Source organism: Solirubrobacter ginsenosidimutans, assembly GCF_027587205.1.
Genome location: NZ_JAPDOD010000026.1, coordinates 77,863 through 102,479 on the forward strand (window position 1 = coordinate 77,863; position 24,617 = coordinate 102,479).

General features: G+C 70.7%; 25 protein-coding genes. 10 read left to right on the plus strand and 15 right to left on the minus strand.

Annotated features, from left to right (window positions below):
* Window positions 1–3: 3 nt before the first annotated feature.
* Window positions 4–540, plus strand: coding sequence for a class I SAM-dependent methyltransferase (locus OM076_RS25305; protein WP_270042881.1), 537 nt, complete (start codon window positions 4–6; stop codon window positions 538–540).
* Window positions 541–552: 12 nt separating this feature from the next.
* Here OM076_RS25305 and OM076_RS25310 read toward each other — a convergent pair whose 3' ends face one another.
* The 9 genes from OM076_RS25310 to ruvC form a co-directional block, all read right to left on the minus strand.
* Window positions 553–1,305 (minus strand): ABC transporter permease, encoded by a 753-nt coding sequence (locus OM076_RS25310; RefSeq protein ID WP_270042882.1) that lies wholly within the window; start codon window positions 1,303–1,305, stop codon window positions 553–555.
* Between the two features lie 15 nt (window positions 1,306–1,320).
* Entirely contained in the window at window positions 1,321–2,310 is a 990-nt protein-coding gene (locus tag OM076_RS25315) for an ABC transporter ATP-binding protein (protein ID WP_270042883.1), read from the minus strand.
* 32 nt (window positions 2,311–2,342) lie between these two features.
* Window positions 2,343–2,966, minus strand: a complete 624-nt coding sequence (locus OM076_RS25320) for a PadR family transcriptional regulator (RefSeq protein ID WP_270042884.1) — start codon at window positions 2,964–2,966, stop codon at window positions 2,343–2,345.
* Window positions 2,967–3,055: 89 nt separating this feature from the next.
* The gene (locus tag OM076_RS25325) at window positions 3,056–3,340 is read right to left on the minus strand and encodes a hypothetical protein (protein WP_270042885.1); all 285 of its coding nucleotides are present in this window, start codon (window positions 3,338–3,340) and stop codon (window positions 3,056–3,058) included.
* A complete protein-coding gene (gene secD / locus OM076_RS25330) occupies window positions 3,340–6,246 on the minus strand; it encodes a protein translocase subunit SecD (RefSeq protein WP_270042886.1) in 2,907 nt (968 codons plus the stop codon). Before secD ends, OM076_RS25325 begins: the two co-directional genes overlap by 1 nt.
* A 113-nt stretch (window positions 6,247–6,359) precedes the next feature.
* Complete coding sequence (locus OM076_RS25335) at window positions 6,360–6,809, minus strand: PAS domain-containing protein (protein WP_270042887.1); 450 nt, start codon at window positions 6,807–6,809, stop codon at window positions 6,360–6,362.
* Window positions 6,810–6,860: 51 nt separating this feature from the next.
* Window positions 6,861–7,895, minus strand: a complete 1,035-nt coding sequence (gene ruvB / locus OM076_RS25340) for a Holliday junction branch migration DNA helicase RuvB (protein ID WP_270042888.1) — start codon at window positions 7,893–7,895, stop codon at window positions 6,861–6,863.
* The gene (ruvA, locus tag OM076_RS25345) at window positions 7,892–8,470 is read right to left on the minus strand and encodes a Holliday junction branch migration protein RuvA (RefSeq protein WP_270042889.1); all 579 of its coding nucleotides are present in this window, start codon (window positions 8,468–8,470) and stop codon (window positions 7,892–7,894) included. The genes ruvB and ruvA overlap by 4 nt, the downstream gene beginning before the upstream one ends.
* Window positions 8,467–8,967 carry a crossover junction endodeoxyribonuclease RuvC gene (gene ruvC, locus OM076_RS25350; protein WP_372518079.1) on the minus strand — a complete coding sequence of 167 codons (501 nt, stop codon included), beginning with the start codon at window positions 8,965–8,967 and terminating at the stop codon, window positions 8,467–8,469. The genes ruvA and ruvC overlap by 4 nt, the downstream gene beginning before the upstream one ends.
* Window positions 8,968–9,071: 104 nt before the next feature.
* Between ruvC and OM076_RS25355 the strand changes: the two genes are divergently transcribed.
* Window positions 9,072–9,740, plus strand: coding sequence for a GNAT family N-acetyltransferase (locus tag OM076_RS25355; RefSeq protein WP_272598394.1), 669 nt, complete (start codon window positions 9,072–9,074; stop codon window positions 9,738–9,740).
* Here the strand turns inward: OM076_RS25355 and OM076_RS25360 are convergent.
* A complete protein-coding gene (locus OM076_RS25360; RefSeq protein WP_270042892.1) occupies window positions 9,726–10,109 on the minus strand; it encodes a hypothetical protein in 384 nt (127 codons plus the stop codon). The two genes, OM076_RS25355 and OM076_RS25360, sit on opposite strands and share 15 nt — an antisense overlap.
* 75 nt (window positions 10,110–10,184) lie before the next feature.
* Between OM076_RS25360 and OM076_RS46315 the strand changes: the two genes are divergently transcribed.
* Window positions 10,185–10,889: a helix-turn-helix domain-containing protein gene (locus tag OM076_RS46315; RefSeq protein WP_270042893.1), complete on the plus strand. Its 705-nt coding sequence runs from the start codon at window positions 10,185–10,187 to the stop codon at window positions 10,887–10,889.
* A gap of 100 nt (window positions 10,890–10,989) precedes the next feature.
* Window positions 10,990–11,826, plus strand: a complete 837-nt coding sequence (locus OM076_RS25370) for a hypothetical protein (RefSeq protein ID WP_270042894.1) — start codon at window positions 10,990–10,992, stop codon at window positions 11,824–11,826.
* A gap of 4 nt (window positions 11,827–11,830) precedes the next feature.
* On the opposite strand, the gene OM076_RS25375 is transcribed toward OM076_RS25370, so the two are convergent.
* Window positions 11,831–12,580, minus strand: coding sequence for a YebC/PmpR family DNA-binding transcriptional regulator (locus tag OM076_RS25375; RefSeq protein ID WP_270042895.1), 750 nt, complete (start codon window positions 12,578–12,580; stop codon window positions 11,831–11,833).
* 237 nt (window positions 12,581–12,817) lie between these two features.
* Between OM076_RS25375 and OM076_RS25380 the strand changes: the two genes are divergently transcribed.
* Window positions 12,818–14,806, plus strand: coding sequence for a hypothetical protein (locus OM076_RS25380; protein WP_270042896.1), 1,989 nt, complete (start codon window positions 12,818–12,820; stop codon window positions 14,804–14,806).
* Between the two features lie 57 nt (window positions 14,807–14,863).
* Here the strand turns inward: OM076_RS25380 and OM076_RS25385 are convergent, their stop codons facing one another.
* Window positions 14,864–16,252, minus strand: a complete 1,389-nt coding sequence (locus tag OM076_RS25385; protein WP_270042897.1) for an RNA polymerase sigma factor — start codon at window positions 16,250–16,252, stop codon at window positions 14,864–14,866.
* Between the two features lie 188 nt (window positions 16,253–16,440).
* Between OM076_RS25385 and OM076_RS25390 the strand changes: the two genes are divergently transcribed.
* The 5 genes from OM076_RS25390 to OM076_RS25410 are packed head-to-tail and all read left to right on the plus strand — an operon-like array spanning window position 16,441 to window position 21,878.
* On the plus strand, window positions 16,441–17,088 hold the full coding sequence (locus OM076_RS25390) for a class I SAM-dependent methyltransferase (protein ID WP_270042898.1): 648 nt from the start codon (window positions 16,441–16,443) through the stop codon (window positions 17,086–17,088).
* 14 nt (window positions 17,089–17,102) lie between these two features.
* On the plus strand, window positions 17,103–17,930 hold the full coding sequence (locus OM076_RS25395) for a bifunctional helix-turn-helix transcriptional regulator/GNAT family N-acetyltransferase (protein WP_270042899.1): 828 nt from the start codon (window positions 17,103–17,105) through the stop codon (window positions 17,928–17,930).
* A gap of 53 nt (window positions 17,931–17,983) precedes the next feature.
* Window positions 17,984–19,357 carry a phosphomannomutase/phosphoglucomutase gene (locus OM076_RS25400; RefSeq protein ID WP_270042900.1) on the plus strand — a complete coding sequence of 458 codons (1,374 nt, stop codon included), beginning with the start codon at window positions 17,984–17,986 and terminating at the stop codon, window positions 19,355–19,357.
* Window positions 19,354–20,328 (plus strand): MBL fold metallo-hydrolase, encoded by a 975-nt coding sequence (locus OM076_RS25405; protein WP_270042901.1) that lies wholly within the window; start codon window positions 19,354–19,356, stop codon window positions 20,326–20,328. Before OM076_RS25400 ends, OM076_RS25405 begins: the two co-directional genes overlap by 4 nt.
* Complete coding sequence (locus OM076_RS25410) at window positions 20,310–21,878, plus strand: Na+/H+ antiporter (protein WP_270042902.1); 1,569 nt, start codon at window positions 20,310–20,312, stop codon at window positions 21,876–21,878. The genes OM076_RS25405 and OM076_RS25410 overlap by 19 nt, the downstream gene beginning before the upstream one ends.
* Here the strand turns inward: OM076_RS25410 and OM076_RS25415 are convergent.
* Genes OM076_RS25415 through OM076_RS25425 form a run of 3 tightly spaced genes read right to left on the minus strand, consistent with a single transcriptional unit; the run spans window position 21,875 to window position 24,586 of the window.
* Window positions 21,875–22,240 carry a hypothetical protein gene (locus OM076_RS25415; protein ID WP_270042903.1) on the minus strand — a complete coding sequence of 122 codons (366 nt, stop codon included), beginning with the start codon at window positions 22,238–22,240 and terminating at the stop codon, window positions 21,875–21,877. The genes OM076_RS25410 and OM076_RS25415 overlap by 4 nt on opposite strands.
* Before the next feature lie 58 nt (window positions 22,241–22,298).
* Window positions 22,299–23,642 (minus strand): NAD(P)/FAD-dependent oxidoreductase, encoded by a 1,344-nt coding sequence (locus tag OM076_RS25420; protein ID WP_270042904.1) that lies wholly within the window; start codon window positions 23,640–23,642, stop codon window positions 22,299–22,301.
* The gene (locus OM076_RS25425; RefSeq protein WP_270042905.1) at window positions 23,639–24,586 is read right to left on the minus strand and encodes a glycosyltransferase family 2 protein; all 948 of its coding nucleotides are present in this window, start codon (window positions 24,584–24,586) and stop codon (window positions 23,639–23,641) included. The genes OM076_RS25420 and OM076_RS25425 overlap by 4 nt, the downstream gene beginning before the upstream one ends.
* Between the last annotated feature and the right edge of the window lie 31 nt (window positions 24,587–24,617).

Sequence of the window (24,617 nt, forward strand, 5' to 3'; positions counted from 1 at the left end):
GCAATGACCGCGGACTTTCCGGCCGGCTTCTTCGAGACGGTCCCGACCGGGCAGGCCGGCGCGGCCGGCCTCGACGACGCGGCGGTCGCGGCGATCCGCGATCTCTACAGCGATCTCGGCATCGACGGTCGCGTCCTGGACCTGTGCGGCGCCGGGCTCGACCAGTTCGACGTCCCGCCCGACGAGCTCGTCGTCTTCGACGGCGACCCGAACGAGCCGCTGTCCTACGGCGACGACGCCTTCGACGACGTCCTCTGCACCGGCGGCGTGGGCACCTTCACCCACCCGCGGGACACGTTCGCCGACGTCGCACGGATCCTGCGCCCGGGTGGGCGCTTCGTCTGCACCTTCACCACCCTCCTCTTCACGGAGGAGGCGGTGCGCGGGTGGGTGTCGACCGACGACGCCGGCCGCGTGCGGATCGTCCGCGCCTACTTCTCGCTCGCGCCCGCGTTCGGGCCGGCGGAGAGCGACCTGCGGACCTCGCTGAGCGGGACCGGCGACCGCCTCTGGGCCGTCTGGGCCGCCAAGCGGCGCTGAGCAGTCGGGTGGTCAGGCGCTCTGGCGCTGGAAGACGCGGGTGCCCCACCACGCCAGCAGCCCGCTGAGCGCGATCGCGATCCCGGCGCCCAGCAGGACGTCGCCGTTGCCGAAGTCGCCGCGGAACAGGCTCCGGGTCCCGTCGACGACATGCGTGAGCGGGTTGATCTTGGAGGCGGTGCTGAGCCAGCTCGGCGCCAGGCTCATCGGCAGCAGCACGCCCGAGAGCAACAGCAGCGGCAGCGACACGCCCTGGATGAACGGCGCGAAGGCGTCCTCGTCCTTGAGGATCAGGCCCATCGCGTACGACGCGGCCGAGATGCCGATCGCGAGCACGCAGATGCAGGCGAGCGAGACGGCGACGCCGCCCCATGACGGGTCCAGCCCGAACGGGATGGCGACGGCGATCAGGACGGCGCCCTGCACGGCGATCGTCACCGTGTTGGACAGCGTCCGGCCGAGGATCAACGACAGCCGCCGCGCCGGCGTGACGCGCTGACGGTCGATCACGCCCTCGCGCAGCTCCTGGATGATCCCGAACCCGGCGAAGCCGGCGCCGAAGATCGCGAGCTGCATCAGGAGGCCGGGGACGAAGATCCGCCACGAGTCGTCGCCGCCGAGGCCGCCGCCCGACACCTTCTTCAGCAGCGGGCCGAAGAGGACGAGGTAGATGATCGGCTGGGTCAGGCCGAAGACGACCCAGACGGGGTTGCGCAACAGGATGCGCATCTGGCGCTGGAAGACGACGAAGGTCTCGGTGAGCATCTCGATGGCTCCGGTCTAGGCGGGGATCGCGACCGCGTCGCCGTCGCGCAGCGTGCGGCCGGTGAGGGTCAGGAAGACGTCGTCCAGCGACGGGCGGCTGACGTTGACGGACGCCGGCGTCAAGCCGGCCCGCTCGAGCGCGAGCAGCAGGGGCGCGACAGCCGTGGCGCCTTCGTCGACGGTGACGTGCAGCGTCCCGGCGCTCGTGACGACCTCGCGCGGCGCGAGCGTGTCGCGGGCGATCTGCCCGGCTTGCTCCAGGCCGTCGGGGTCGGTCAGCGCGATCTCGATGACGTCGCCCGCGATGCGGGCCTTCAGCGCCGCCGGCGTGTCGTCGGCGACGAGCCGGCCTCCGTCCATGACCAGGATGCGGTCGGCCAGGGCGTCGGCCTCTTCGAGGTAGTGGGTCGTGAGGAGGATCGTCACGCCGAGGCGAGCGCGCAGGTCGCGGATGTGCTCCCAGAGATTCGCGCGGCTCTGCGGGTCGAGGCCGGCGGTGGGCTCGTCGAGGAAGACGACCGACGGCGAGTGAACGAGCCCGAGCGCGATGTCGAAGCGGCGGCGCTGGCCGCCGGAGAGCTCGACCAGCGCGCGGTTCTCCAGCCCTGCCAGGTCGAGCTGCGGCGCCAGCGCGGTCACCCGGGCGGTCGCGTCGGCCTTGGACAAGCCCTGCAGGCGACCCTGGGTCACGAGCTCCTCCCCGACGCGCGTCCCGGCCGCCGGCGCCGCGCCGACCTGGGCGACGTAGCCGATGCGCCGGCGGACCTCCCGCGGCTCGGCGGCCAGGTCGCGGCCCGCGATCGTCGCCGCCCCGGAGGTGGGCTCCAGCAACGTCGTCAGCATTCGCAGCGTCGTGGTCTTGCCGGCGCCGTTGGGCCCGAGCAGGCCGACGATCTCACCGCCGGCGACGTCGAAGTCGATGCCGCGGACGGCATCCAACACACCGTCGCGGGTCTTGAAGCGGCGGGCGAGGCCGCGTACCGAGATCTGGGACGAGGAGGTCACGGGAGCCATGATGCTCCCTGCCCGCCTCATAGTCAAGCTTGACTATTCCATCCGCGTCCGGGACCGAGGTCGGGAAAGCCTGGCTCGCCCGCGAAGGTGTACGCGCCGTCGCGCAGGCGCTTGCGGAGCCCCTTGGTCCACTCGATCTCGGCGCGGGTGCGCATGGAGACGAAGTCGAGGATCTCCCGGACGTGCTCGGGGATGTCGCCGTCGGCGCCGGTGGCGCCGTCCTTGATCGTCGAGCGCTGGAAGGTCAGCCCGTCCAGCGACCCCTCGAGCGCGCCGATACGCGCCTCCAGGGCGCGCACCAGCTCCTCACGCGGCAGGAACAGCAGCATGGTCAGCGCGGGGATCAGCGGCTCCTTGGGGGAGGAGACCTTCCACCACGCCTCCCGCAGCATCAGCTGGAACTCCTTCTCGCCCTCCCCCGTCAGCACGTACGTCGTGCGCTCGGGGCGGTCGTCGCCGCCGCTGCGCTCGTGCACCGCGACGCAGCCGTCCTTGACCAGCGTCCGGATCGCCCCGTAGATCGACCCCGGCTTGACGTTCGTCGTCTCCTCGAGGCGCCAGCTGACCAACTCGCGGCGGACGACGTAGCCGTGGACAGGCTGCATCGTCCTGATCGCGCCCAGGACCAGGAGACGGGTGGCCGACACGCAGTCATCGTAGTCAACCTTGACCCCCAAAAAACACCAACGGCGGGCCACATGGGCCCGCCGTCGAAACTGCTGCGCCGCGGCGCCGATCAGGCGGCGGCGACGCGCGGGGCCTCGGCGGCCATCTTGCGCACGCCAAGCCACCACATGATGCCGAGCCCGATCAACGTGCCCGGGATCGCCTCGACGCCGGTCCAGAGATCGGTGCCGCTCTCCCCCGGGATCGTCCCGAGGTTGACGATCAGCCCGAACAGGAAGGAGCCGAGCAGCGCGCCGCAGAACGCGCCCACGATCCCCCCGTAGAAGTTGTCCGGCAGGAAAACGGTGAAGTGCCAGAGGGCGAGGCCCACCATGACCCAGACGAGCGCGGCCATCAGCGCGGCCTCCCATGACGACGGTTGCGGGGCTTTCGGTCCTTCGAGTCGCCGTTCTCGCCGTTGTCCGGCGACGCCGGCGACGACGGGCCGGCCTGCGGAGCCCCGTTGGAGCCTTCGGCGCGGGCGCGGGCGCGCCTGCCGCCGGCGGGGCGGCCTGCGCCGGTCGCCGCGGGCTGGCGGGCCGGAGCGGCGGGAGCCGCTTCGTCGACGCCGAGCTCGCGCACCATGTCCTGGAACTCCGACGCCGAGACCTCCTGGCCGGGCGGAGCGGAGATGCTCTTGCGACGGCCACCCTCCTTGGGCTGGACGTCGATCGGGCCGCCCTGCTCGACCGTCGCGTACGGCGGAACCGTGCCGAGGCGCTCGAGGATGCGGGCGTGGCGGGCGCGGAAGCCCGGCTCGCGCTCCTTCCAGTGCTGGAGCACCGGGGTGGCGATGAAGATCGAGGAGTACGTGCCGGAGGCGATACCGATCAACAGCGCGAAGGCGAAGTCGCGCAGCGTCTCACCGCCGAAGAGCATCAGGGCCAGCACCGGCAGCAGGGTGCAGAAGCTGGTCGCGATCGAGCGGACGATGACCTCGGACAGCGAGCGGTTGACGATCTGGGAGAACGCCGCGCTCGGCATTCGCGGGATGTTCTCGCGCACGCGGTCGAACACGATGATCGTGTCGTAGAGCGAGTAACCCAGGATGGTCAAGAGCGCCGCGACCGTGGACGTCGTCACCTCCCGGCCGGTCAATGCGTAGACGCCGGCGACGATCAGGATGTCGTGCATCAGTGCGATCAGCACCGGCACGGCGAACTTCCACTCGAACCGCAGCGCGATGTAGATCGAGATGATCAACAGCGAGGCGATGATCGCGTAGATCGCGGACTTCGCGACGGTCTTGCCGAAGCTCGGGCCGATCTCCTCGACGTTGGGCTGATCCGCCTGGCCGAACGAGGACTTGAGCGCGCTGACCACCGCGCCGGAGCCGCCCTTCGGCAGCTCCTTCGTGGAGATCTGCACGACGTGGCTGCCGAGCTTGGGGTTCTGCAGCGTCTGGATCTTCGCGTCGGCGAGCCCGAGCGGCGCGACGACGTCGCGGACCTGGTCGACGGTCGCCGCCTTCTCCAGCGGCGCGGTGATCCGCGTGCCGCCGTCGAAGTCGATGCCGAAGTTGATGCCCTTGCTGGACATCGCCAGGGCGCAGACGAGCAGGATGCAGCCCGAGAAGGAGAAGAACCACTTCGCCTTGCCCATGAAGTCGATCCGGAACTTGATCCGCTGCTCGCCGGCGCCCAGCGCCGCCTTGGAGCGGATCAGGCGCGTGCCGCGCAGCGAGTACAGGATCGCCTGGGTGGCGACCACCGCGGTGAAGAGCGAGACGATGACGCCGAGGCCGAGGGTGAAGGCGAAGCCCTGGACCCCTGCCGTGGCGATGATGAAGAGGATGAAGGCGACGAGGAACGTGACGATGTTCGCGTCGATGATCGCCGTCAGGCCCTTTCGATAGCCGGTGACGATCGCCGTGCCGACCGATCTCCCGGCCCTTACCTCCTCTTTCACACGTTCGAAGACGACGATGTTCGCGTCAGCCGCGACGCCGAGCGTCAGGACCAGGCCGGCGATGCCCGGGAGCGTCAGCGTGATCGGGATGATCTTGATCAGCGCGTAGAAGTACAGCGCGTAGATGCACAGCGCGAGCGTCGCCACCACGCCGAGGACGCGGTAGTAGAAGATCAGGAAGAGCGCCACGATCATGAAGCCGGCGATGCCCGCCTTCAGGCCCTGGTCGAGCGCCTGCTGGCCGAGCGTCGCGGAGACCTGCGAGCGCGAGACCTCGGTCAGCTTCAGCGGCAGGGCGCCGATCTTGAGGATCTTGGCCAGGTCCTGCGCGGACTTGATCGTGAAGTTGCCCGAGATCTGCGCGCCGGTCGCGCCGTCGATGCCGTCCGGGTTCTCGCGCCAGTTGATGTACGGCGCCGAGACCAGCTCGTTGTCGAGGGCGATCGCGAAGTGCTGCGACGTGGAGATCGGGTCGCCGCCGAGCGCGTTGTCCGCGCCCCGCTCGGCGACCCGGCGCGTGATCGCCTGGAACGCCTTGCGACCCTGGCTGGTGAAGTTGAAGGTCACGATCGGCTCGTTGCCGAGGTTCGTGTCCGAGTTCTGCTGCGGGTCCTTGATGTCCGTGCCGCTCAGGCCCGGGCGGTCCTGGATGACCCACCAGCGGTCCGGCTTGACCACGGAGTTCGGGTCGTTGCTGGTGCCCGGCTGCTCGCGCAGGACGAGCACGCCGGCCGGAACCTCGATGATCTCGGGGTTCGGGTTCGTCTTGGTGTCCACCGACTCGAGCGCCTGCTCGCGCGTGTCGAACGACTGCCCGTCGCCGATCGGCTTCTTCGTCTTGGAGTCGAACGCGTAGAAGCGCGGCTTGGCGGCCGCCTGAGACTGTCCGCCGGGCGAATCGGGCGCCAGCGGGTCAAGGCCCTTGCCGACCCCGACGCTCGTGCACTTCGACGCCGCGAGGACGGCGGCACGCAGACCGACGATCGGCTGACGACCGGACGCGTTCTGGTCCGGGTTCGTCTTGCACTTGTCGTCGAGGATGTTCGCTTCCCAGTCGTAGAAGAACAACTGGGCGGTGGAGCCGACCTGCTGGGCGGCGGTCTCGGCGTCCTTGACGCCGGGCAGGTTGACCTCGATCTGGTCATTGCCCGACTGCAGGATCTCGGCCTCGGAAACACCGAAGGCGTTGACGCGCTGCTGCATCAGGTCGATCGACCGCTGCATGGCGTCGGCGTCGACCACGGGCTGCGCCGCGGTGGGCTGCGCCTTGTAGACGAGCTGCACGCCGCCCTGGAGATCCAGGCCGAGCTTGGTCGGCTTGGTCAGGACAACTGCCAGCGACGCGCCAATCAAGACGACGACGATGAGCAGAACGAAGATTGAACGGCGGCGATCGGACAAGGGTTTTTCTCGGTTGGCTACGCGGCCGACAGGAGGCCGCAGGACGGACGATTAGGTTTGCTGGACTACCGGGACGGCGTCAAGACAAGAAGGAGACCGCCGTCATCATCGTAGGCGGGGAAGAGATCGGCAACCGCTTTTGCGGGCAAATCTCCTTCCGCGTTGACGGTGACGGGCTTTCCGAGCCGACGCACCCCCCACTCTAGGGCCACACCTACAGGATCTTCTTCGCCGTGGAAGTCGAGGCCGAGTACATCGCGTACCGGGCGGCCGATCACTTTCTCGTCGGAAAGACCCGTGAGCTCGCGTGAGCCGCGGCCACAGCCGATGATCCGGCCTTCCCTGTCACAGACGAAGAAGGCGGCATTGGGGGCGGGGTAATAGTCGTCCAGCAGCTCGAACAAGAAGCCGAAACCGCACTTCGAGCAACCCTTGGGTACGTTGCGAAAACCGGCGGTGCGCTCAGTCTGAGACGTCCGGTTGCCGCAGTTCGGGCAGATGAACAGATGGGCCATTACGAATCGGGAGGGTAGCCCTCGCGCTAAAGGAGCGATATGGACATTGGCTCAGAACAGGCTCTGGCCACTTGCGGGGGGCTCGATGCCGAGGTGGGCGAACGCGTGCGGCGTCGCCACCCGCCCGCGCGGCGTGCGCTGGATGAACCCGCGCTGCAGCAGATACGGCTCGTAGACGTCCTCGATCGTGTCCTGCTCCTCGTGCACGGCCACCGCCAGGGTCGAGAGGCCGACCGGGCCGCCGCTGAAGCGCACGCAGATCGCGTGCAGGATCTCGCGATCCAGGCGGTCCAGCCCCTCGTGATCGACCTCCAGCATGTCCAGCGCCGCATAGGCCGTCGCCGCGTCGACTGAGCCGTCGCCCTCGACCTGCGCGTAGTCGCGCACCCGCTTCAGGAGCCGGTTCGCGACGCGCGGGGTGCCGCGCGAGCGCTCGGCGATCGCCCGCGCCCCGTCCATGTGCACCGGGACCTTGAGCACGCCGGCGCTGCGGACGACGATCGCCGCCAGCTCGTCGGCGTTGTAGAGGTCCAGGCGGTGCTGGATGCCGAAGCGATCGCGCAGCGGGGCGGTCAGGAGCCCCGCGCGGGTGGTCGCGCCGATCAGCGTGAACGCGGGCAGGTCGAGCGTGACGACCTTCGCCCCCGGGCCCACGCCGAGCGTGACCGGCAACTGGCCGTCCTCCATCGCGGGATAGAACGTCTCCTCGACCGCGCGCGGCAGGCGGTGGATCTCGTCGACGAAGAAGATCTGCCCAGGCTCCAGGCTCGTCAGGAAGGACGCGATGTCCTTCTTGTCCTCGAGCGCCGGGCCGGCGGTCTCGGTGATCCGGACGTCGAGCTCGCGGGCGATGATCCGGGCCAGCGACGTCTTGCCCAGACCCGGCGGGCCGGCCAGCAGGACGTGATCCAGCGGCTCGCCGCGGCCTGAGGCGGCGCGGATCGCCATCTCCAGCTGCGCCTTCAGCGCGTCTTGGCCGACGAACTCGTCGAGCGCCTGCGGGCGCAGCCGCGCCTCGGGCTCGTCGTCCACGCGTGCCCTCGGCGTCTGGATGCGCTCGACGTCGGCCCCGGGGGTCCGGATCATCGGCGCGAGGCCTTCAGGGCGTGGGCGATCAGGGCCTCCGGCGTGTCACCCGGGGCGCCGTCCAGCAGCGCGTCGACCTCCTGCGGCCCGAAGCCGAGGCCGATCAGGCCTTCGCGGGCCAGCGCGTGCGGCTCGTCGGTCCGCGTGATGACGATCGGATCGTCGACGACCGCGGCGCCGACCTTCTCGCGCAGCTCGACGATGATGCGCTCGGCGGTGCGCTTCCCGATGCCGGGAACGGCCTGCAAACGGGCGGTATCGCCGCTCGCCACCGCCGACAGCAGCTCTCGCGGCGGGCCGCCGGAGAGCACCGCGATCGCCATCTTCGGACCGACGCTCTGGACGCCGAGCAGCAGCAGGAACAGGTCCCGCTCCTCCTCGGTGGCGAAGCCGTAGAGCAGCAGCGCATCGTCGCGGACGATGAGGTGGCTGAACAAAGTCGTGGATTCGCCTACACGGGGCACGTGGCGCAACGTTTCTGCCGAAACCGCGAGCCTGTAGCCGACGCCGCCGCACGAGACGACCACGTGATCGCCGCGGCGCACCGCGACCTCACCCTGGAGCAGCGCGATCATGCGCTCGCCCGATCCAGCGCGGCCCGCAGCGGCGCGCCGTTGGCATGGCAGATCGCCACCGCGAGCGCGTCGGCGGCGTGATCGGGCTTGGGGAGCTCGGTGAGTGAGAGCAGGGACTGCACCATGCGCTGGACCTGATCCTTGGCGGCTTTTCCGGAGCCGCAGACGGCGGCCTTGACCTGCTGAGGGGTATAGGACGCGCACCGGATGGATCTTTGGCCGGCGGCCAGGATCACTACCCCGCGCGCCTGCCCCACGGCGAACGCCGAGCGCGCGTTGGCGCCGAAGTAGAGGTCCTCGATCGCGACCGCGTCGGGCTTGTAGTCGTCGATCAGCTCGCCGACGCGGGCGTGGATCGTCGTCAGGCGGACGCCCTGATCCTGCCCCGCGGGGGTCTCGATCACGCCGCCGTCGAGCGCGACCAGCCGCCCGCGATCGTGCGCGACGATGCCGTAGCCGGTGTTGGCGACGCCGGGGTCGATGCCGAGGACGATCACGTGCACGCGGGGAATTCTCCGTCCGAGCCCGGACGCCTTCCCGCGCTTGGACCGCGCGGGTCGTCGCCGATTGGCCCTGGAGTTCGGCGGGCGTGACGGCCAGCATGAGCGGCGTGACCCCGACTCCGCACCCCGCCCGCGACCGGCCACGGCGCACCGTGCTCGAGGGCGCTCGCGTCCGGCTCGAGCCGCTTGACCCCGAGCGCCACGCGGGCGACCTGTTCGCCGCCGCCGAGGGCGATCCGGCGCTGTGGGACTACCTCCCCTACGGCCCGTTCGACGACGTCGGCGCGCTCACCGAGCACCTGCGCGCGCAGGCCGCGAGCGACGATCCGCTGTTCTACGCCGTCGTCGTCGGCGGCGTGGCGTCGGGCATCGTCAGCTACCTGCGGATCGAGCCCGCGCACGGGTGCATCGAGATCGGCCACATCTGGTTCGGCGCGCCGCTGCAGCGCACGCCCGCGGCGACCGAGGCGATCTACCTGCTCGCTCGCGAGGCCTTCGACGGGCTCGGCAACCGCCGGTTCGAGTGGAAGTGCAACGCGGCGAACGAGCGCTCCCGCCGCGCGGCGGAGCGGTTCGGCTTCACGTTCGAGGGCGTCTTCCGCCAGCACATGATCGTCAAGGGCGGCAACCGCGACACCGCGTGGTATTCGATCCTCGACGGCGAGTGGCCGGCCGTGCGCGCCGGCTTCGAGGCGTGGCTGGACGAGGCGAACTTCGACGCCGACGGCGTGCAGCGGCGGTCGCTCGGCGGGCTAACCCGTCGGTAGCGACGAGCCCGCGAAGCCGAAGAACCAGACCCCGAACGCCACGAGCGCCAGGCCGACGGAGACGATCATCACCTGATCGAGGACGCCGCCGCGGCGGGTGGAGGTGCGTTCGGCCCGCATCGAGCGCAGCCACGTCGCCCGGTGACGCTCCTCGTGGCGCCCCGTCAGGCGCCCGTGCAGGCGGTCGAGCGTGCCCAGGCACTTGCCGACGATCGCCATCCCGACGGGCAAGCCGATCAGGACCAGCAGGTACGGCCCGGCGCTGGGGCGGGCCGAGTCCGCGATCCGCGACGCGAGGTAGATCAGCCCGATCGGCACGCCGATCCACATGACCACCGAGCCGAAGGCCATCAGGAGCACGAGCGCCAAGGCGGGAGGAGACCAAGAAGAGCGCAGCATCTCGGTCACTCCATGTTCCCCGTTTTCGCTGCGACAATCGTGTCGGTGTACCGCGAGTTCGCTCCCCCACCCGATCTCGCGCCCTATGTGGCCTGCGTGTGGACGACCGTCCACCGCGGCGGCATGATCTTCCCGGACGGCTGCGTGGATCTCGTCTGGCACGGGACGCGCCTGGTCGTCGCCGGGCCCGCCACCGGGCCTGTGGATCCGTCGATCGCCGTCGGCGACCGCGTCTGGGGCGTGCGCTTCCGGCTCGGCCTCGCGGGTGCCGCGCTCGGCCTCCCCGCAGGCGAGCTCACCGACTCGACGGTGCCGATCACGCAGGTCTGGGGCTCGTGGGTGGACGAGCGCGTCGCCCTCGGTGGCATGCCCGCGCTGCTCGAGATCGTGCGCGAGCGCCTGCACCTGGTCGAGATCGACCCGCTCGCCCGCGCCGCCGCACTGGGCATGGCCGGCCCCGGCGCGCGCGTCGACGCACTGGGCGCGGCACTCGGCGTCAGCGAGCGCCAGCTGCGCCGCCGCTTCACCGAGGCCGTCGGCTACGGCCCCAAGACGCTGGCGCGGATCCTGCGCTTCCAGCGGTTCCTGGCCCTGGCGGCCGACGGCGGCGAACTCGCCCGCCTCGCCCTGCTGGCGGGCTACGCCGACCAGGCCCACCTCACCCGCGAGACCCGCCGGCTCGCGGGCCGCACCCCGCTGGAGCTCGTCTCCTCCCGCGCGACGCCCGCGGGCGAACGCCTCGCGGTCTGACGCCGGGCATCGACTTTCTCGCGCTGTACTCGCGAAACTCGACGCTCGGTGGCCGATTCGTTCAAGCCGCCGGCGCGCTCGGCGCGTAGCGTCCGTCGCAATGATCGATAAGGCGCAGGAGTACATCTGGACGACGGCTCGGGTCCTCGAGCAGCGGCGCTTCGAGTTCCTGTTCGGCACCAATGGCGACGCCGTGGCGATCAAGGCCGCGCTGGAGCCGTACAAGACCGCCGACGGCGGGTACGGGTTCGCGCTGGAGCCCGACGGGCGCGGCCCGACGAGCCAGCCGCCGCACATCTGGACCGCGCTCGAGGTGCTCGAGGAGCTCGGGGAGACCGACCCCGGCATCGGCGACCACATCCAGACACTGACCGCGCCCGACGGGGGCGTCCCGGTCGCGCTGCCGAGCCTCGAGCCGTGGCCGCGCGCGCCGTGGTGGGGCATCGGGACCGAGGGGACGCTGCTCGCGACCGCGCTCCTGTACGCGCGGCTCCCCGGCGAGCACCCGTGGAAGGCGAACGCGGAGACGTTCTGCTGGACCGCGATCGCGGCGATCGAGAAGACCCATCCCTACGAGGTCGAGTCGGCGATCACGTTCCTCGACGCGGCGCCGGACCGCGAACGAGCGGCGCGCGAGGCCGAGCGCCTCGGGAAGCTCGTCCGCGAGCAGGGCCTGGTCGGCGTCCAGCCCGAGGGCTACTCGCCGGGCGAGATCCACCACCCGCACAACTTCGCGAAGTCCCCCGGCAGCCTCGCCCGCGCGTGGTTCAGCGACTCGGAGGTCGAGGCCAGCCTCGACCACCTCGAGAGCGAGCAGCGCGAACACGGCGGCTGGGAGATCACGTGGGCGCACTGGACGCCCGCGATCGCGATCGAGTGGAGCGGCCTGGTGACGATCGACGCCCTGAAGGTCCTCAGGGCGTACGGAAGGCTCTAAAGAGCTAGCCCGCGACCCGCTCGAGGATCTCGGCGTCGACGTCGAAGTTGGCGTGCACCGTGTCGGTGTCGTCCAGGTCCTCGAGCGTGTCGATCAGCTTCATCAGCTTGATCGCGCCGTCCTCGTCCAGCGGCACCAGCGTCTTCGGGCGCTGCATCACCTGCGACTCCACGACCTCGATCCCGGCGTCGACCAGTGCGGCGCGCATCGCGGTCAGGTCGGACGGCTCGCAGAGGATCTCGTAGACGTCGTCCTCGAGCACGATGTCCTCGGCGCCGGCGTCCAGCGCGGGCATCAGGTCGTCCTCGGAGTACTTCTCGCCGTCGACCACGACGACGCCCTTCTTGTCGAACAGGTAGGCCACCGAGCCGGGCTCACCGAGGTTGCCGCCGTGCTTGGCGAACGCGTGGCGGATCTCTGACCCGGTGCGGTTGCGGTTGTCCGTGAACGCCTCGACCAGCATCGCGACGCCGCCGGGCCCGTAGCCCTCGTACATCACGGCTTCCATCGTGTCGGCGTCGGCGCCCGCGCCGGTGCCCTTGGCGATCGCGCGCTCGATGTTGTCCTTGGGCATCGAGGCGTCCTTGGCCTTCTGGACGGCGAGACCGAGGGCGGCATTGCCCACGACGTCGCCCCCGCCTTCCTTGGCGGCGACGGTGATCGCCCGCGCGAGCTTCGTGAACAACTTGCCACGGCGGGAATCGACGATCGCCTTCTTGTGCTTGATCCCCGCCCATTTCGAATGACCGGCCATGGCTGAGGAGTCTAGACGGAGAAAAGCCGCCACATCCCGTCGCCACCTCCCGTCCAAGGGGCAGACAACGCCGGCGACCTAGGGGTTCTTCCCCACCCCGTTTAGACCGCGCCGCGCGTCCCTGACGACGAACAAGGAGCGCTCCCCGTGCCGGCTGCCCCAGCCGGTCGCGCCCTGCTGCCAGCGCGCAGCAGGGCCGACCTCCCCTACCCACACAACGCCACGCGGCGAGGCTTCATGCTGGGCTCGAGCGCCCTGCTCGCGAGCGTGCTGCTGCACCGGAGCGCCCCGATGGCCGCCGCGCAGTCGAAGCCCTGGGACGACGTCGCGTACTGGGCGTTCGCCGATCGCATGCAGGACCAGCTCGACCGGCACTGGGACGGGCGCTACTACACGCCGACGAAGGCGACGGTCAACTCGAACCTCCTCCTCACCCACGCCGCCGCCGCGCTGGCCGGGCACGACGGACCGGCGCGCCGCGACGATCGCGCGAAGACGCTGATCAAGGCGCTGTGCGAGGGCCCGGCGTGGGTGACGAAGCCCACCGACAGCAGCCAGGGCCACAAGCCGGGCTGGCGCGACGGGATCGCGGGCGGCGGGATCCAGCACCTCGTGGTCGACACCGAGATCGCCTGGCCGCTGATGATCGCGTGGCAGGCGCGCGACGCGCTCGGCCTCGACCAGGCCACCGCGGACCTGATCGCCGACCGCATCATCAGCACCACCAAGGGCAGCTTCTGGAAGTGGCCGACGCTGCGGCTGAACCAGATCAACTGGTACACGCGGATGTATGTCGCTGCCGCGACCGTGGGCGGCGACCGCAAGGACCTGCAGAACCAGCTGCTCGAGCAGGTCCGGCGCTTCGTGGACGGTGTGCGCAAGCCGATGGCCGGCGCGACGGTCTCAAACCTCGGCGGCGGGTACCGCTTCCACTACCTCCCGGGCGCGGTGGAGCGGCATAAGTACAACCTGGACAGCGCCGAGTACGCGAACATCGTCCTCGGGTTCCTCGTCGCCTACAAGCAGGCGCGCGACGCCGGGATGCCGCCGCTTGACTCCGCGCGCGCCGAGGTCGTGCGCGCGTGGTCGGAGCGCGTCTTGTCGGGCTACTGGACCCACGCCGGATACCTGAACTGGGACACCGGGCTCGGGTTCAAGCGCTGGCACCAGGGCAAGAAGCTCGGGCTCTCCCAGGCGGCGCTGCTGGGCATCGCGGTCTGCCCGGAGCTCGCCCCCAACCAGTCGTGGGCCAAGCACCTGCTCGACCGCGGCTTCGAGCTCTTCGACCGCTGGACGCAGCGCGACCGCGGCCTCCCGCCCGCCAACGCGTTCTCGGTGCCGTCGATCGACGACGACGAGGCCTCGCAGGTGCTCGCCGCGGCGCGCGTGCAGGCCAATGCCGCGCAGGCGGTGCTCTACGGGCTGGGCAAGGCACGCAGCGAGGAGCCGCCGCCGCTGTACGCCTACGACCCCGACGTCGGCCGGCTGGCGATCACCACGCCCACCTACAACACCGCGATCGTCGCCGTCTCGCGCGATGCGTTCCCGTACGGCGGGGTCGACATCGCCCGGCTCTTCGACGGCCAGCAGGACGTCGCCGGCGGGGTCGGCGGGCGCCCGCCCGCGTCCTTCGGGGTCGTGGTGCGCAGCGGCGGCAAGATGATCGCGGCCTCCCAGCACGCGGTCGCGGGCGGAAGCACCGACCCGCTCGAGCTGCTCGAGGCGCCGCGCGGCATCGGCAACAACCCGCAGCCGTTCCCGCACCGCCCCTACGCGGGCGCCTTCAAGATGCTGCGCGTGCGTGGCACCGCACGTGCCAACGGGATCGCGATCCAGACGACGCACCGGTTCGAGGCGACCTTCATCGAGACCGAATGGCGCGTCACCGGCGCCGGCGGGAAGGTCATCGAGGCGATCTTCCCGAGCTGGGGCTCGCGCGCGAAGGTCACCGCCGTCAACCGGCGGGGCGAGCGGCGCGCCGTCACCGACGGGATGTCGCTGCGTGACGTCGACTGGTTCCACGTCGAGAGCGAGCAGACCGGCTACGTGGTCGTGGTCGAGGGCGGAAAGAGCGCGACCAAGCCCCGGCCGAGCAAGCAGTCGAGCGCTCCCAAGCCGGGCCCGACGCTGACGATCCGGGCCAGCGGGACCACGATCAAGGCCAGGATCGCGCCCGCCAAGACGGTGGACGAGGCGCGCGCGATCGCGGTTCAACTGGTCGGCTGACGCGCGAGCGTGCACTTCCTCGGGCTCAGGCCGAGGAAGTGCACGCTCGGTGGTGTGTCAGCCGGCGGGAGTCGCGGTCGGCGTGTCGGTTGCGGTCGGGGACGCGGTCGGCGTCTCGACCGGAGCGGCGCTCGGCGTGGGTGTCGGAGCGGGCGGCTCCGGCGTGGCCGTGGCCGTCGGGACCGGGGTCGCGGTCGGGGCCGGGGTCGGAGCGGCCGTCGGGACCGGCGTCGCGGTCGGCGCCGGCCGCACGATCCCCTTGCGCGGCGGGGAGGTGGGATTGGGGATGTGGTACGCCGCGATCGTGAGCTTCGACAGGGCGAGCGCGCGCTGGCTGCTGCCCTTCGGTTGCTTGCGGAACTTCGCGAGCAGGGCCTGCATGCGCTGTGTCTCGGCCGGTGTGGGATTGCTCCGGTCGAACGCACGCATCGCGTAGCGGAGCCGCCGGGTCTCGGACAGGGTGAAGATCGCGCTGTGCGCGATCGGGCGCTTGGCCGGACGCGCGTGCTTGACCTTCGTCCTCGCCGTCGCCGTCGGGGTCGACGCGGCCGCCACCACGAAGTGGGGCGCGTCGGCGGCCGCAGTCTTCGGCGCGGGCTCGCGCTTGTGGGACGTCGGGCGCGCGGCCTGGACGACGATCTCCGGATCGACGGACGCGAGCTGCGGCACGCGGCGCTCATGCACCGCCAGCTCGGGCACGGCGACCGCGCCGCCGCCCACGACGAGCGCGCAGCACGCGCCCACCGCGACCTTCTGCACGCCCGCGAGCCCGCCGCCGCCGAGCAGTTGCGCGACGACGCCCCACGGACTCCACCCCGCCAGCCGGCGCAGGCGCGACGGGGTCGTGCGCAGGTCGCGCTGGTAGGCGCGGCAGTCCGAGCAGGACCACAGGTGCCGGCGCGCGATCTCGCTCGCCCGCACCCCGGCCGAGGCGGCCTCGTCCAGCGCCGAGCACACCGACGTGCAGGCGGTCTCGCGCGCGGCCGCGGTACGGCGCAGGTTCTCGCGCGCCCGGGCGAGCAGCGAGCGGGTCGTCTCGACCGTCGTCTGCAGCCGCCCCGCGACCTCCTCGTGCGAGAGCCCGTCGATTGCGCTCATCACCAGCACCGAACGCTGGCGGTCGGGCAGCCGGTGGATGTCGCCCAGCAGGGCGCGGGCCTCGGCCCGGCGGGCGAGCTCGTCGGGCAGCTGCGCGCTCAGGGCGGGGACGCCGTCGAGCTCGACGTCGCCGACGGGGCGGGTGCGCCCGCGGCGCAGCTCGTCCACGCACGCGTTGTGCACGAGCCGCAGCAGCCACGCGCGCGGCTCGAGTGGCACCACCCCCGCGCGCAGTGCCGTGTGCACGCGCAGGAACACGTCCTGCAGCACGTCGTCGGTCTCGTGCCCGGAGGCGTACAGGATCCGCGCAGCCTGGCGGCGCAAGGCGGGGCGGTGGCGTTCATACATGACCGCGAGCGACTCCTCGTCGCCCGCGGCGAATCGCGCGAGGAGGGCGCGGTCCTCTAGAGATGGGGAGATGGCGGTATGCAGGTGGGAGTTCGGCCGGCGTCGATGGTGCAGACGTGGAGCTATCGACTATGTGTCGCCTCTTCTTGGTTCCTTACATACCTTCCGCAACATATTCTGTGGGAGAAATGCGTTCCGGAGAGCGTGCCGCCCGCGCCGCGGCCTACGAGCGCGCCCGGCCGGAGATCCTCGAGCACGTTCCGCGCAGCGCCCGGCGCGTGCTCGATCTCGGATGCGCGACCGGCACGACCGGCGCCGCGCTCAAGCAGCGCCAGGCCGTCGAGGTCGTCGGCGTCGAGCTCGAGCCCGACTACGCGCGCGAGGCCGCGACCCGCCTGGACCAGGTGCTCACCGCCGACGTGGAGAGCGCCGCTCCCGACGGCCGCTTCGACGTCCTGATCGCGGCCGACATCCTCGAGCACCTCAAGGACCCGTGGGGCACGCTGAAGCGCTACAGCGCCCTGCTCGAACCCGGCGCCACGGTGATCGTGAGCCTCCCCAACGTCGCCCACTGGAGCACCTACGCCCACCTCGCCCGCGGGTCCTGGCCGCGCAAGCCCGAGGGGATCTTCGACGCCACCCACCTGCGCTGGTTCACGTTGCGCGACGCCAACGACCTCCTCCGACAGGCCGGCCTGACGCCGCAGACCGTCGTGCGCCGCGGGTGGATCTACACGCGCGGATCGCGCCTGGACGTCATCGCCCCGCCGCTGCTCAAAGTCCCGGGCATCCGCACGCTGATCACCTTCCAGCACATCATCACCGCCGTTCTCTGACTATAGTCAGAGATATGCAGATCGAGTCTGTCCGTTCCTTCAATCGCACCGTCACCGAGCGGATCGGTGCCCTGCAGGACTCCTATCTCGCCTCCAATCGCCCGCTCGGGGCCGATCGCGTGCTGTGGGAGATCGGCGACGGCACGGACCTGCGCACGCTCCGCACGCGGCTCGGCCTCGACTCCGGCTACCTCAGCCGCCTGATCGCCTCGCTCCAGCGTGAGGGGCTCGTCGAGACCGCGCCGGGCGAGGACAAGCGCGTCCGCGCGGTCACGCTGACCGAGGCCGGCCGGGCCGAGCGCGCGAGCCTGGACCGCTGGAGCGACGAGCTCGCCCAGGCGCTGCTCGCCCCCTTGAGTGCCGCGCAGCGCGACCGGCTCGTCGAGGCGATGGCGACCGTCGAGCGGCTGCTCACCGCCGGGCTGGTGCAGATCGCCGCCGAGGATCCGGCGAGCGCGGACGCGCGGCGCTGTCTCGCCGCGTACTACGAGGAGCTCGACGCGCGCTTCGACGGCGGCTTCGAGGCCGCCAAGACGCTGCCGAGCGACGACGCCCTCTTCCTCGTCGCCCGCCTGCGCGGCGAGCCCGTCGGCTGCGGCGCGATCAAGACCGCGACGGGCGACATCAAGCGCATGTGGGTCTCCCCCGCGGCCCGTGGGCTCGGTCTCGGGCGGCGGATGCTGAGCGAGCTCGAGCGCTATTCGGAGACCGGCACCGCCCGCCTGGAGACCAACCGCAGCCTCACGGAGGCGATCGGGCTCTACCGCGCCGCGGGCTACGAGGAGGTCGCGCCCTTCAACGACGAGCCCTACGCCCACCACTGGTTCGGCAAGCGCCTCTGATAAGCGGGGGGTTCCGGGGGGCGGCAGCCCCCCGGTGATTATCCTGCGGCGCCATGCCCGTGACCGACCTCGCGAAGATCTTCAAGGCCTACGACGTCCGCGGCATCTATGGGGACGACATCGACGGCGACACCGCGGAGGCGATCGGGCGCGGCCTCACGCGAGCGCTCTCCGACCTGTCCGGCAAGCCCACCGGCGAGCTCCGGATCGGCCTGGGGCGCGACATGCGCCTGTCGGCGCCGGAGCTGTCGGAGCGCTACCGCGACGGCATGGTCGCCGAGGGCGCCCACGTCGTCGACGCCGGCCAGGTCGGCACCGAGATGGTCTACTGGCTCGTCGGCTCGCGTGACCTCGACGGCGGCCTGATGTGCACCGCCAGCCACAACCCGAAGGCCTACACGGGCGCCAAGATGGTCGAGCGCGGAAGCGTGGCGCTGTCCGGCGATCGCGGACTGCAGGAGATCCGCGCCCACATCGAGAACGGCCTCGGCGAAGCCCCCGGCGGCGGCTCCTACGAGGAGGTCGACATCTATGAGGCGTTCCAGCGCGAGGCGCTGAAGGTCATCGACACGAGCGCCGTCCGGCCGCTGAAGGTCGTCCTCGACGGCGGCAACGGCATGGCCGGGCCGATGATCGGGCCGATCCTGAAGACGCTCCCGCTCGAGCTGGTCGAGACCTACTGGGTCCCGGACGGCGAGTTCCCCGGCCACGAGCCGAACCCGCTGCTGCCCGAGAACCGCGAGTTCATCGTCCGCAAGGTGATCGAGGAGGGAGCCGACCTCGGCATCGCCTGGGACGGCGACGCCGACCGCTGCTTCTTCTTCGACGGCGAGGGCGAGTTCGTCCCCGGCGACTTCCTGACCGCGCTGCTCGCGTCCTCGGTGCTGGAGAAGACCCCCGGCGCCGACATCCTCTACGACGTCCGCGCCTCGCGGGCGGTGCCGGACACGATCACCCGCCTCGGCGGCCGCGCGCTGGTCAACCGCGTCGGCCACGCGTTCTTCAAGACCCGCATGCGCGACGAGGGCGGCGAGTTCGGCGGCGAGGTCTCCGGCCACTACTACTTCAAGGCGTTCTACAACGCGGATTCGGGCACGATCCCGGCGTTGCTGATCCTCGAACTGCTCTCCAAGCGCGAGACGACGCTCGCCGCGCTGCTATCGGACCTGCGCTCGACCTACTTCATCTCCGGCGAGATCAACTCCACCGTCTCCGACCAGCAGGGGAAGATCGAGGAGATCAAGGCGACGTTCGCCGACGCCGAGATCACCGAGCTCGACGGCGTCTCGGTCGACTACGCGGACTGGCACTTCAACGTGCGCCCGTCCAACACCGAGCCGTTGCTGCGCCTGAACCTCGAGAGCCTGATCTCCCAAGCGGACATGGAACGGCGGCGCGATGAGCTGCTGGCGCTGATCCGGTCGTGATCCACCGGCTGCCGATCCCGACGCCGTTCCGGGTCGGCCCGGTCAACGCCTACCTGGTCGACGACGACCCGCTGACGCTGGTCGACGTCGGCCCGAACTCCGGCGACTCGCTGGTCGCGCTGGAAAGCGCGCTGGCCGAGCACGGCCGCAAGGTCGAGGACCTCGAGCGGATCGTGATCACCCACCAGCACACCGACCACGTCGGCCTTGTCGGCGTGCTGGCCGAGCGCTCAGGCGCCGACGTGTGCGCACTCGACCTCTTCGCGCCGGTCGTCGAGGACTTCGCGGGCTATGCGGACCGCAACGACGAGCTCGCGCAGGCGCTGATGCTGCGGCATGGGATCGCGCCGGAGATGGTCACCGCGCTCGCCGCGATGTCGCGCGCCTACCGCGGGTGGGGCGGGAGCGCGCCGGTCACGCGGCGCCTGCACGACGGCGGCGAGCTGGAGTTCGCCACGCGCAGCTTCCAGGTGCTCCACCGGCCGGGCCACTCGCCCTCGGACACGATCTTCTTCGACGCGGCCAGCGGCGACCTGCTCGCCGGCGACCACCTGATCAAGGCGATCTCGTCGAACCCGCTGATCGCGCTCGCACTGGGCGGGCGGTCGGGAGAGCCGGGCGGCGAGCGCCCGCGGGCGCTGCTGATGTACATGGAGTCGCTGCGCGCCACGGCGGCGATGGACGTCGCGACCGTGCTGCCCGGCCACGGCGAGCCGTTCGGCGACCACGCGGCGCTGATCGCCGAGCGCTTCGAGATGCACGAGCGCCGCGCCCGCAAGATCGCAGGCCTGATCGCCGAGCGGCCGCGCACGGCGCACGAGATCGCGCAGGCGATCTGGGGCAACGTCGCCGTCACGCAGGCCTACCTCACGCTCTGCGAGGTGCTCGGGCACGTCGACCTGCTCGCCGAGCGCGGCGAGGTGAGCGAGGTCGCCGACGAAGGCGTCGTGCGGTGGATGGCGTCGAAGTAGTCATCGTCGCGCTGTTCGTCTCGGTGGTGGTCCTGGCCGCCGCGGCCCGCGCGATCAACGTCCCGTACCCGATCGTGCTGGTGATCGGCGGGGCGATCCTCGGTTTCGTCCCCGGGCTGCCCGACGTGCAGCTCGATCCCGACCTCGTGCTCGTGCTCTTCCTGCCCCCGCTGCTGTACACGGGGGCGTTCTTCGCGAACCTGCGCGAGCTACGGACGAACCTGCGGCCGATCGCGCTGCTGTCGATCGGGTTGGTCATCGCCACGGTGCTGGTGGTCGCGTGGGTCGCGCACACGCTGATCGACGGGCTCTCGTGGCCCGCAGCGTTCGCGCTGGGCGCGATCGTCGGGCCGACGGACCCCGTGGCGGCCACGGCGATCCTGCGGCGCCTGGGCGTGCCGCGAACGCTGGTGACCGTGCTCGAGGGCGAGTCGCTGGTCAACGACGCGACGGCGCTCGTGGCCTACCGGATCGCGCTCGCGGCCGCGGCCGGTGCGGGGTTCTCGCTGCTCGACGCGACCTGGGACTTCGTCTGGAAGGCCGCCGGCGGGATCGCGATCGGCCTGATCGTCGGGTGGGTGATCGCGTGGGTGCGCTCCAAGCTCGACGACCCGCTGGTGGAGAACACGATCGGCCTGCTGTCGGCCTATGCGGCGTACGTGCCCGCCGAGCACCTCGACGTCTCCGCCGTCCTGGCCGCGGTCACGGTCGGGTGCTACGTCGGCTGGCAGGCGCCGCGGATCGCGTCCCCCGCGACCCGCATCCAGGGCTTCGGCATGTGGGAGCTGTTGCAGTTCCTGCTCAACGCGATCCTGTTCGTGCTGGTCGGATTGCAGCTGCCCGTGGTCCTCGACGGGCTCGACGGCACCCACTGGACGACGCTCCTCGGCTACGCGGCGGCGATCAGCGCCGCGGTCGTGATCACGCGGATGGTCTGGCAGCAGACCGTCGTGTTCCTCATCCGCGCGGTGGACCGGCGCGAGTCGGTGCGGGCGCGGCGGTCGACGTGGCAGCTGCGGGTGATCGGCGGCTGGGCGGGGATGCGCGGGGCGGTGTCGCTGGCGGTCGCGCTCGCGCTCCCGCTGGACTTCGAGCAGCGCGACCTGCTGATCTTCCTCACCTTCGCGGTGATCTTCGTGACGCTCGTGCTGCAGGGCCTCACGCTGGCGCCGCTGATCCGCTGGCTCGGCGTGATCGACGACGGCACGCAGGAGTCACACGAGGAGCTCAAGGCGCGGCTGGTCGCGACCAAGGCCGCGCTGGCGCGGATCGAGGAGCTCAAGGCCGAGGAGTGGACCCGCGACGACACGCTCGACCGGATGCAGGCCCAGTACGAGTACCGCAAGCGCCGCCTCGCCGCGCGAGCGGGAAAGATCGAGGACGACGGCTATGAGGACCGATCGTTCAGCTACCAGACGGTCCTGCGCGAGGTGTTGGAGGCGCAGCGCGTCGAGGTGGTGCGACTGCGCAATCAGGGCACGATCTCAAACGAGGTCATGCACCGGATCGAGCGCGAGCTCGACCTGGAGGATCAGCGCCTCGAGATCTAGGCAGGCCGGGCGAAGTCGGCCGGCTCGATGAGCCCGTGCCGCAGCGCGCCGATCATCGTCTCCACCTGCTGCACCATGCGCTCGCGATCGAGCTTGTGCAGGGCGCGGTGGATCAGGTCGGCGCGACGGTCGAGCTCGACGTCGAAGCGCTCGGCGACCTTGTTCGTGACCGTGACCTCGCGATAGGTCTCGCATTCACCGCAACGCAGCTGCATCCACCAGGCCTCCGGCGTGACCGGCTCCCAGTTGACGGGGTTGACGTAATCCTTGCCGCACGCTGCGCAGTGGTGGAGATCATCGTCAGCCGGACGCTTGTTCCGACCAAGAGCTCGGGAGAGCCAGTTGGAGTCCGGGGAGGTCATGTCCCCAAGTATCGGCAGGCGCTGCCCGCTTCTCCAGGGGGATAAACCGAACTTTTCGTTAGGGGAGCCACCCCAACATCGCCTCGGCTGCCTCGTTCCCTTCGCGGACCGCGTAGTTCGTCCCGCGGTCCTCCGGGAAGATCTGCGTGGTATTCGCCAGAACCAAGCCGCGCGTGGGCGTCTGCATCGCCGGGATCTTGTCGCGGTAGCCGACGGTGACGATCGGCTGAGCCGCCGGCTCGCGGTGCAGCCAAAGCTGTTTGATCCAGGCGCGTTCGAACTCGCCGTTCACTGCCCTGAGTCCCGGTGTGTAGCGCTCCAGCAGGGTTTCGGGGTCGAGGTCGAGCAGCTCATGGCCGCGCGGCAGGTAGTTGGCGACGTACAGGAAACGGCGGCCGCCGTAGCGCGCCGGCTCGATCAGGTTGGTGTGCTCGATCAGCCCGACGAAGGGCAGTGCGTCGTCGCCGATGTTGGTCCAGTAGTAGGGCGAGAACCGGCGGTCGAGCTCGATCAGCAGGCAGAGCGCGGTGAAGTACTCGATCCCGCGCAGCTTCGCGAGGTAGGCCTCGGGGACCAGCCCAGGCGCCGCGAGCTGCTCGAAGACGTCGCTGGGCACGGTGGCCAGGACGGCCTCATAGCGCTCCGGCTCGAGCGTCTCGAAGTCGCGCGGGTCATGGCCCTTGCGGAACGAGTGCGGCGCGCCCGGGGTGATCACGAAACCGGGCTCGACCTTGGCCGCGGGGCGGTCGATCAGCACCCGCCCGCCGCCGGCCTCGATCTTGTCCCGCAAGGCGTTGAAGAGCAGCTCCCACGAGTGCTTCGGGTAGCCGAGCTTCTCCTCGGCCGCGTCGTCGCCGCGGCGCAGCCGGAACTTGTTCTGCAGCCAGACCATCGCGACGTCGTCGGCGCGCTCGCCGAACTTCCCGCGAAGCAGCGGGCCCCAGAGCGCGCGGTAGGCGTCGCGGCCCATGTAGCGCTCGATCCACTTGCGCGCCGTGATCCGCTCGAACGGCGCGGGGTTGCCCGGGCCGCGCTGGATCGCCAGCACCGCGGCGCCGAGCCGGACGCGCGCCAACGGCGGCAGCGGCTTGAAGCGCAGCAGGTCCATCGGGGTCACGAACGGCCACTGGCGGCCTTGCGTGAAGTAGGCCACGCTCGAAGAGATCCACTCCAGCTCGTCCTGCATCCCGAGCTCGTCGTAGAGCGCGGCGATGTGGCGGTCGGTGGAGAAGAGGTGGTGGTAGTAGCGCTCGAGCAGGTGCCCCTGGCCGACGTCGAGCGTCGCCGCCTGGCCGCCCAGGCCAGGCCAGCGCTCGTAAACGTCGACCGTATGGCCGGCCTCGGTCAGGCGCATGGCAGCGACGAGGCCGGCGACCCCGGCCCCCAACACGGCGATCCTCATCGGTCCGCGGGCTCCTTGAAGTTGATGCGCTCGCCGACGACGTACAGCGGGCGGTGCTTGACCTCGTCGTAGATGCGTCCGACGTACTCGCCGATGATCCCGAGCGTGATCAGCTGGATGCCGCCGAGCAGCAGGACGACGATGATCGTGGTCGGCACGCCGCGCTCGAAGATGTTCGCGTAGCGGGCGATGACGGTCAGCGGGATCGCGAGGAACGCGACCAGGCTGAAGAAGAAGCCCAGGAACGTCGCCCACTGCAGCGGCCGGCTGCTGAAGGAGGTGATCGCGTCAAAGCTGAACCGCAGCATCTTGCGCAGCGGGTACTTGGTGACGCCCGCGTGGCGCTCCTGGCGCACGAACGGCACGGCCATCTGCGAGAACCCGATCCAGACGGTCATCCCGCGCAGGAAGCGGTTGCGCTCGGGCATCGCCAGCAGTGCGTTGAGCGCCTTGCGGTCCATCAGCCGGAAGTCGCCGGACTCGACCGCGAGGTCGAGGCCGGTGAGGCGCCGGAAGGTCTTGTAGAACCCGCGGGCCGTGATGCGCTTGAACGCCGTCTCCCCCAGGCGCTGCTGCCGGACCGCGTAGACGACGTCGATCCCCTCGCGCCAGCGCGCGAGCATCTCTGGGATGACCTCGGGTGGGTCCTGAAGGTCGCCGTCGATCATCACGATCACGTCGCCGGTCGCGTGCTCCAGGCCCGCCGTGAGCGCCGGCTGGTGGCCGAAGTTACGGGCCAGCGAGACGATCTTGATCCGCGGGTCGCGGGCCGCGGCGGCCGCCATCGCGTCGCGCGTGCGGTCCTTGGAGCCGTCGTTGACCAGGATCAGCTCGTAGTCGAGGTCGCCCAGGGCGGCTTCGACCCGTTCGACGAACGGGTCGACCGTGTCCTCCTCCTCATACATCGGCGCCACGACGCTCAGCAGCCCCACCTCGCGGTTCATGGGCGCCAGGGTACCGGCGGAATACGCTGTG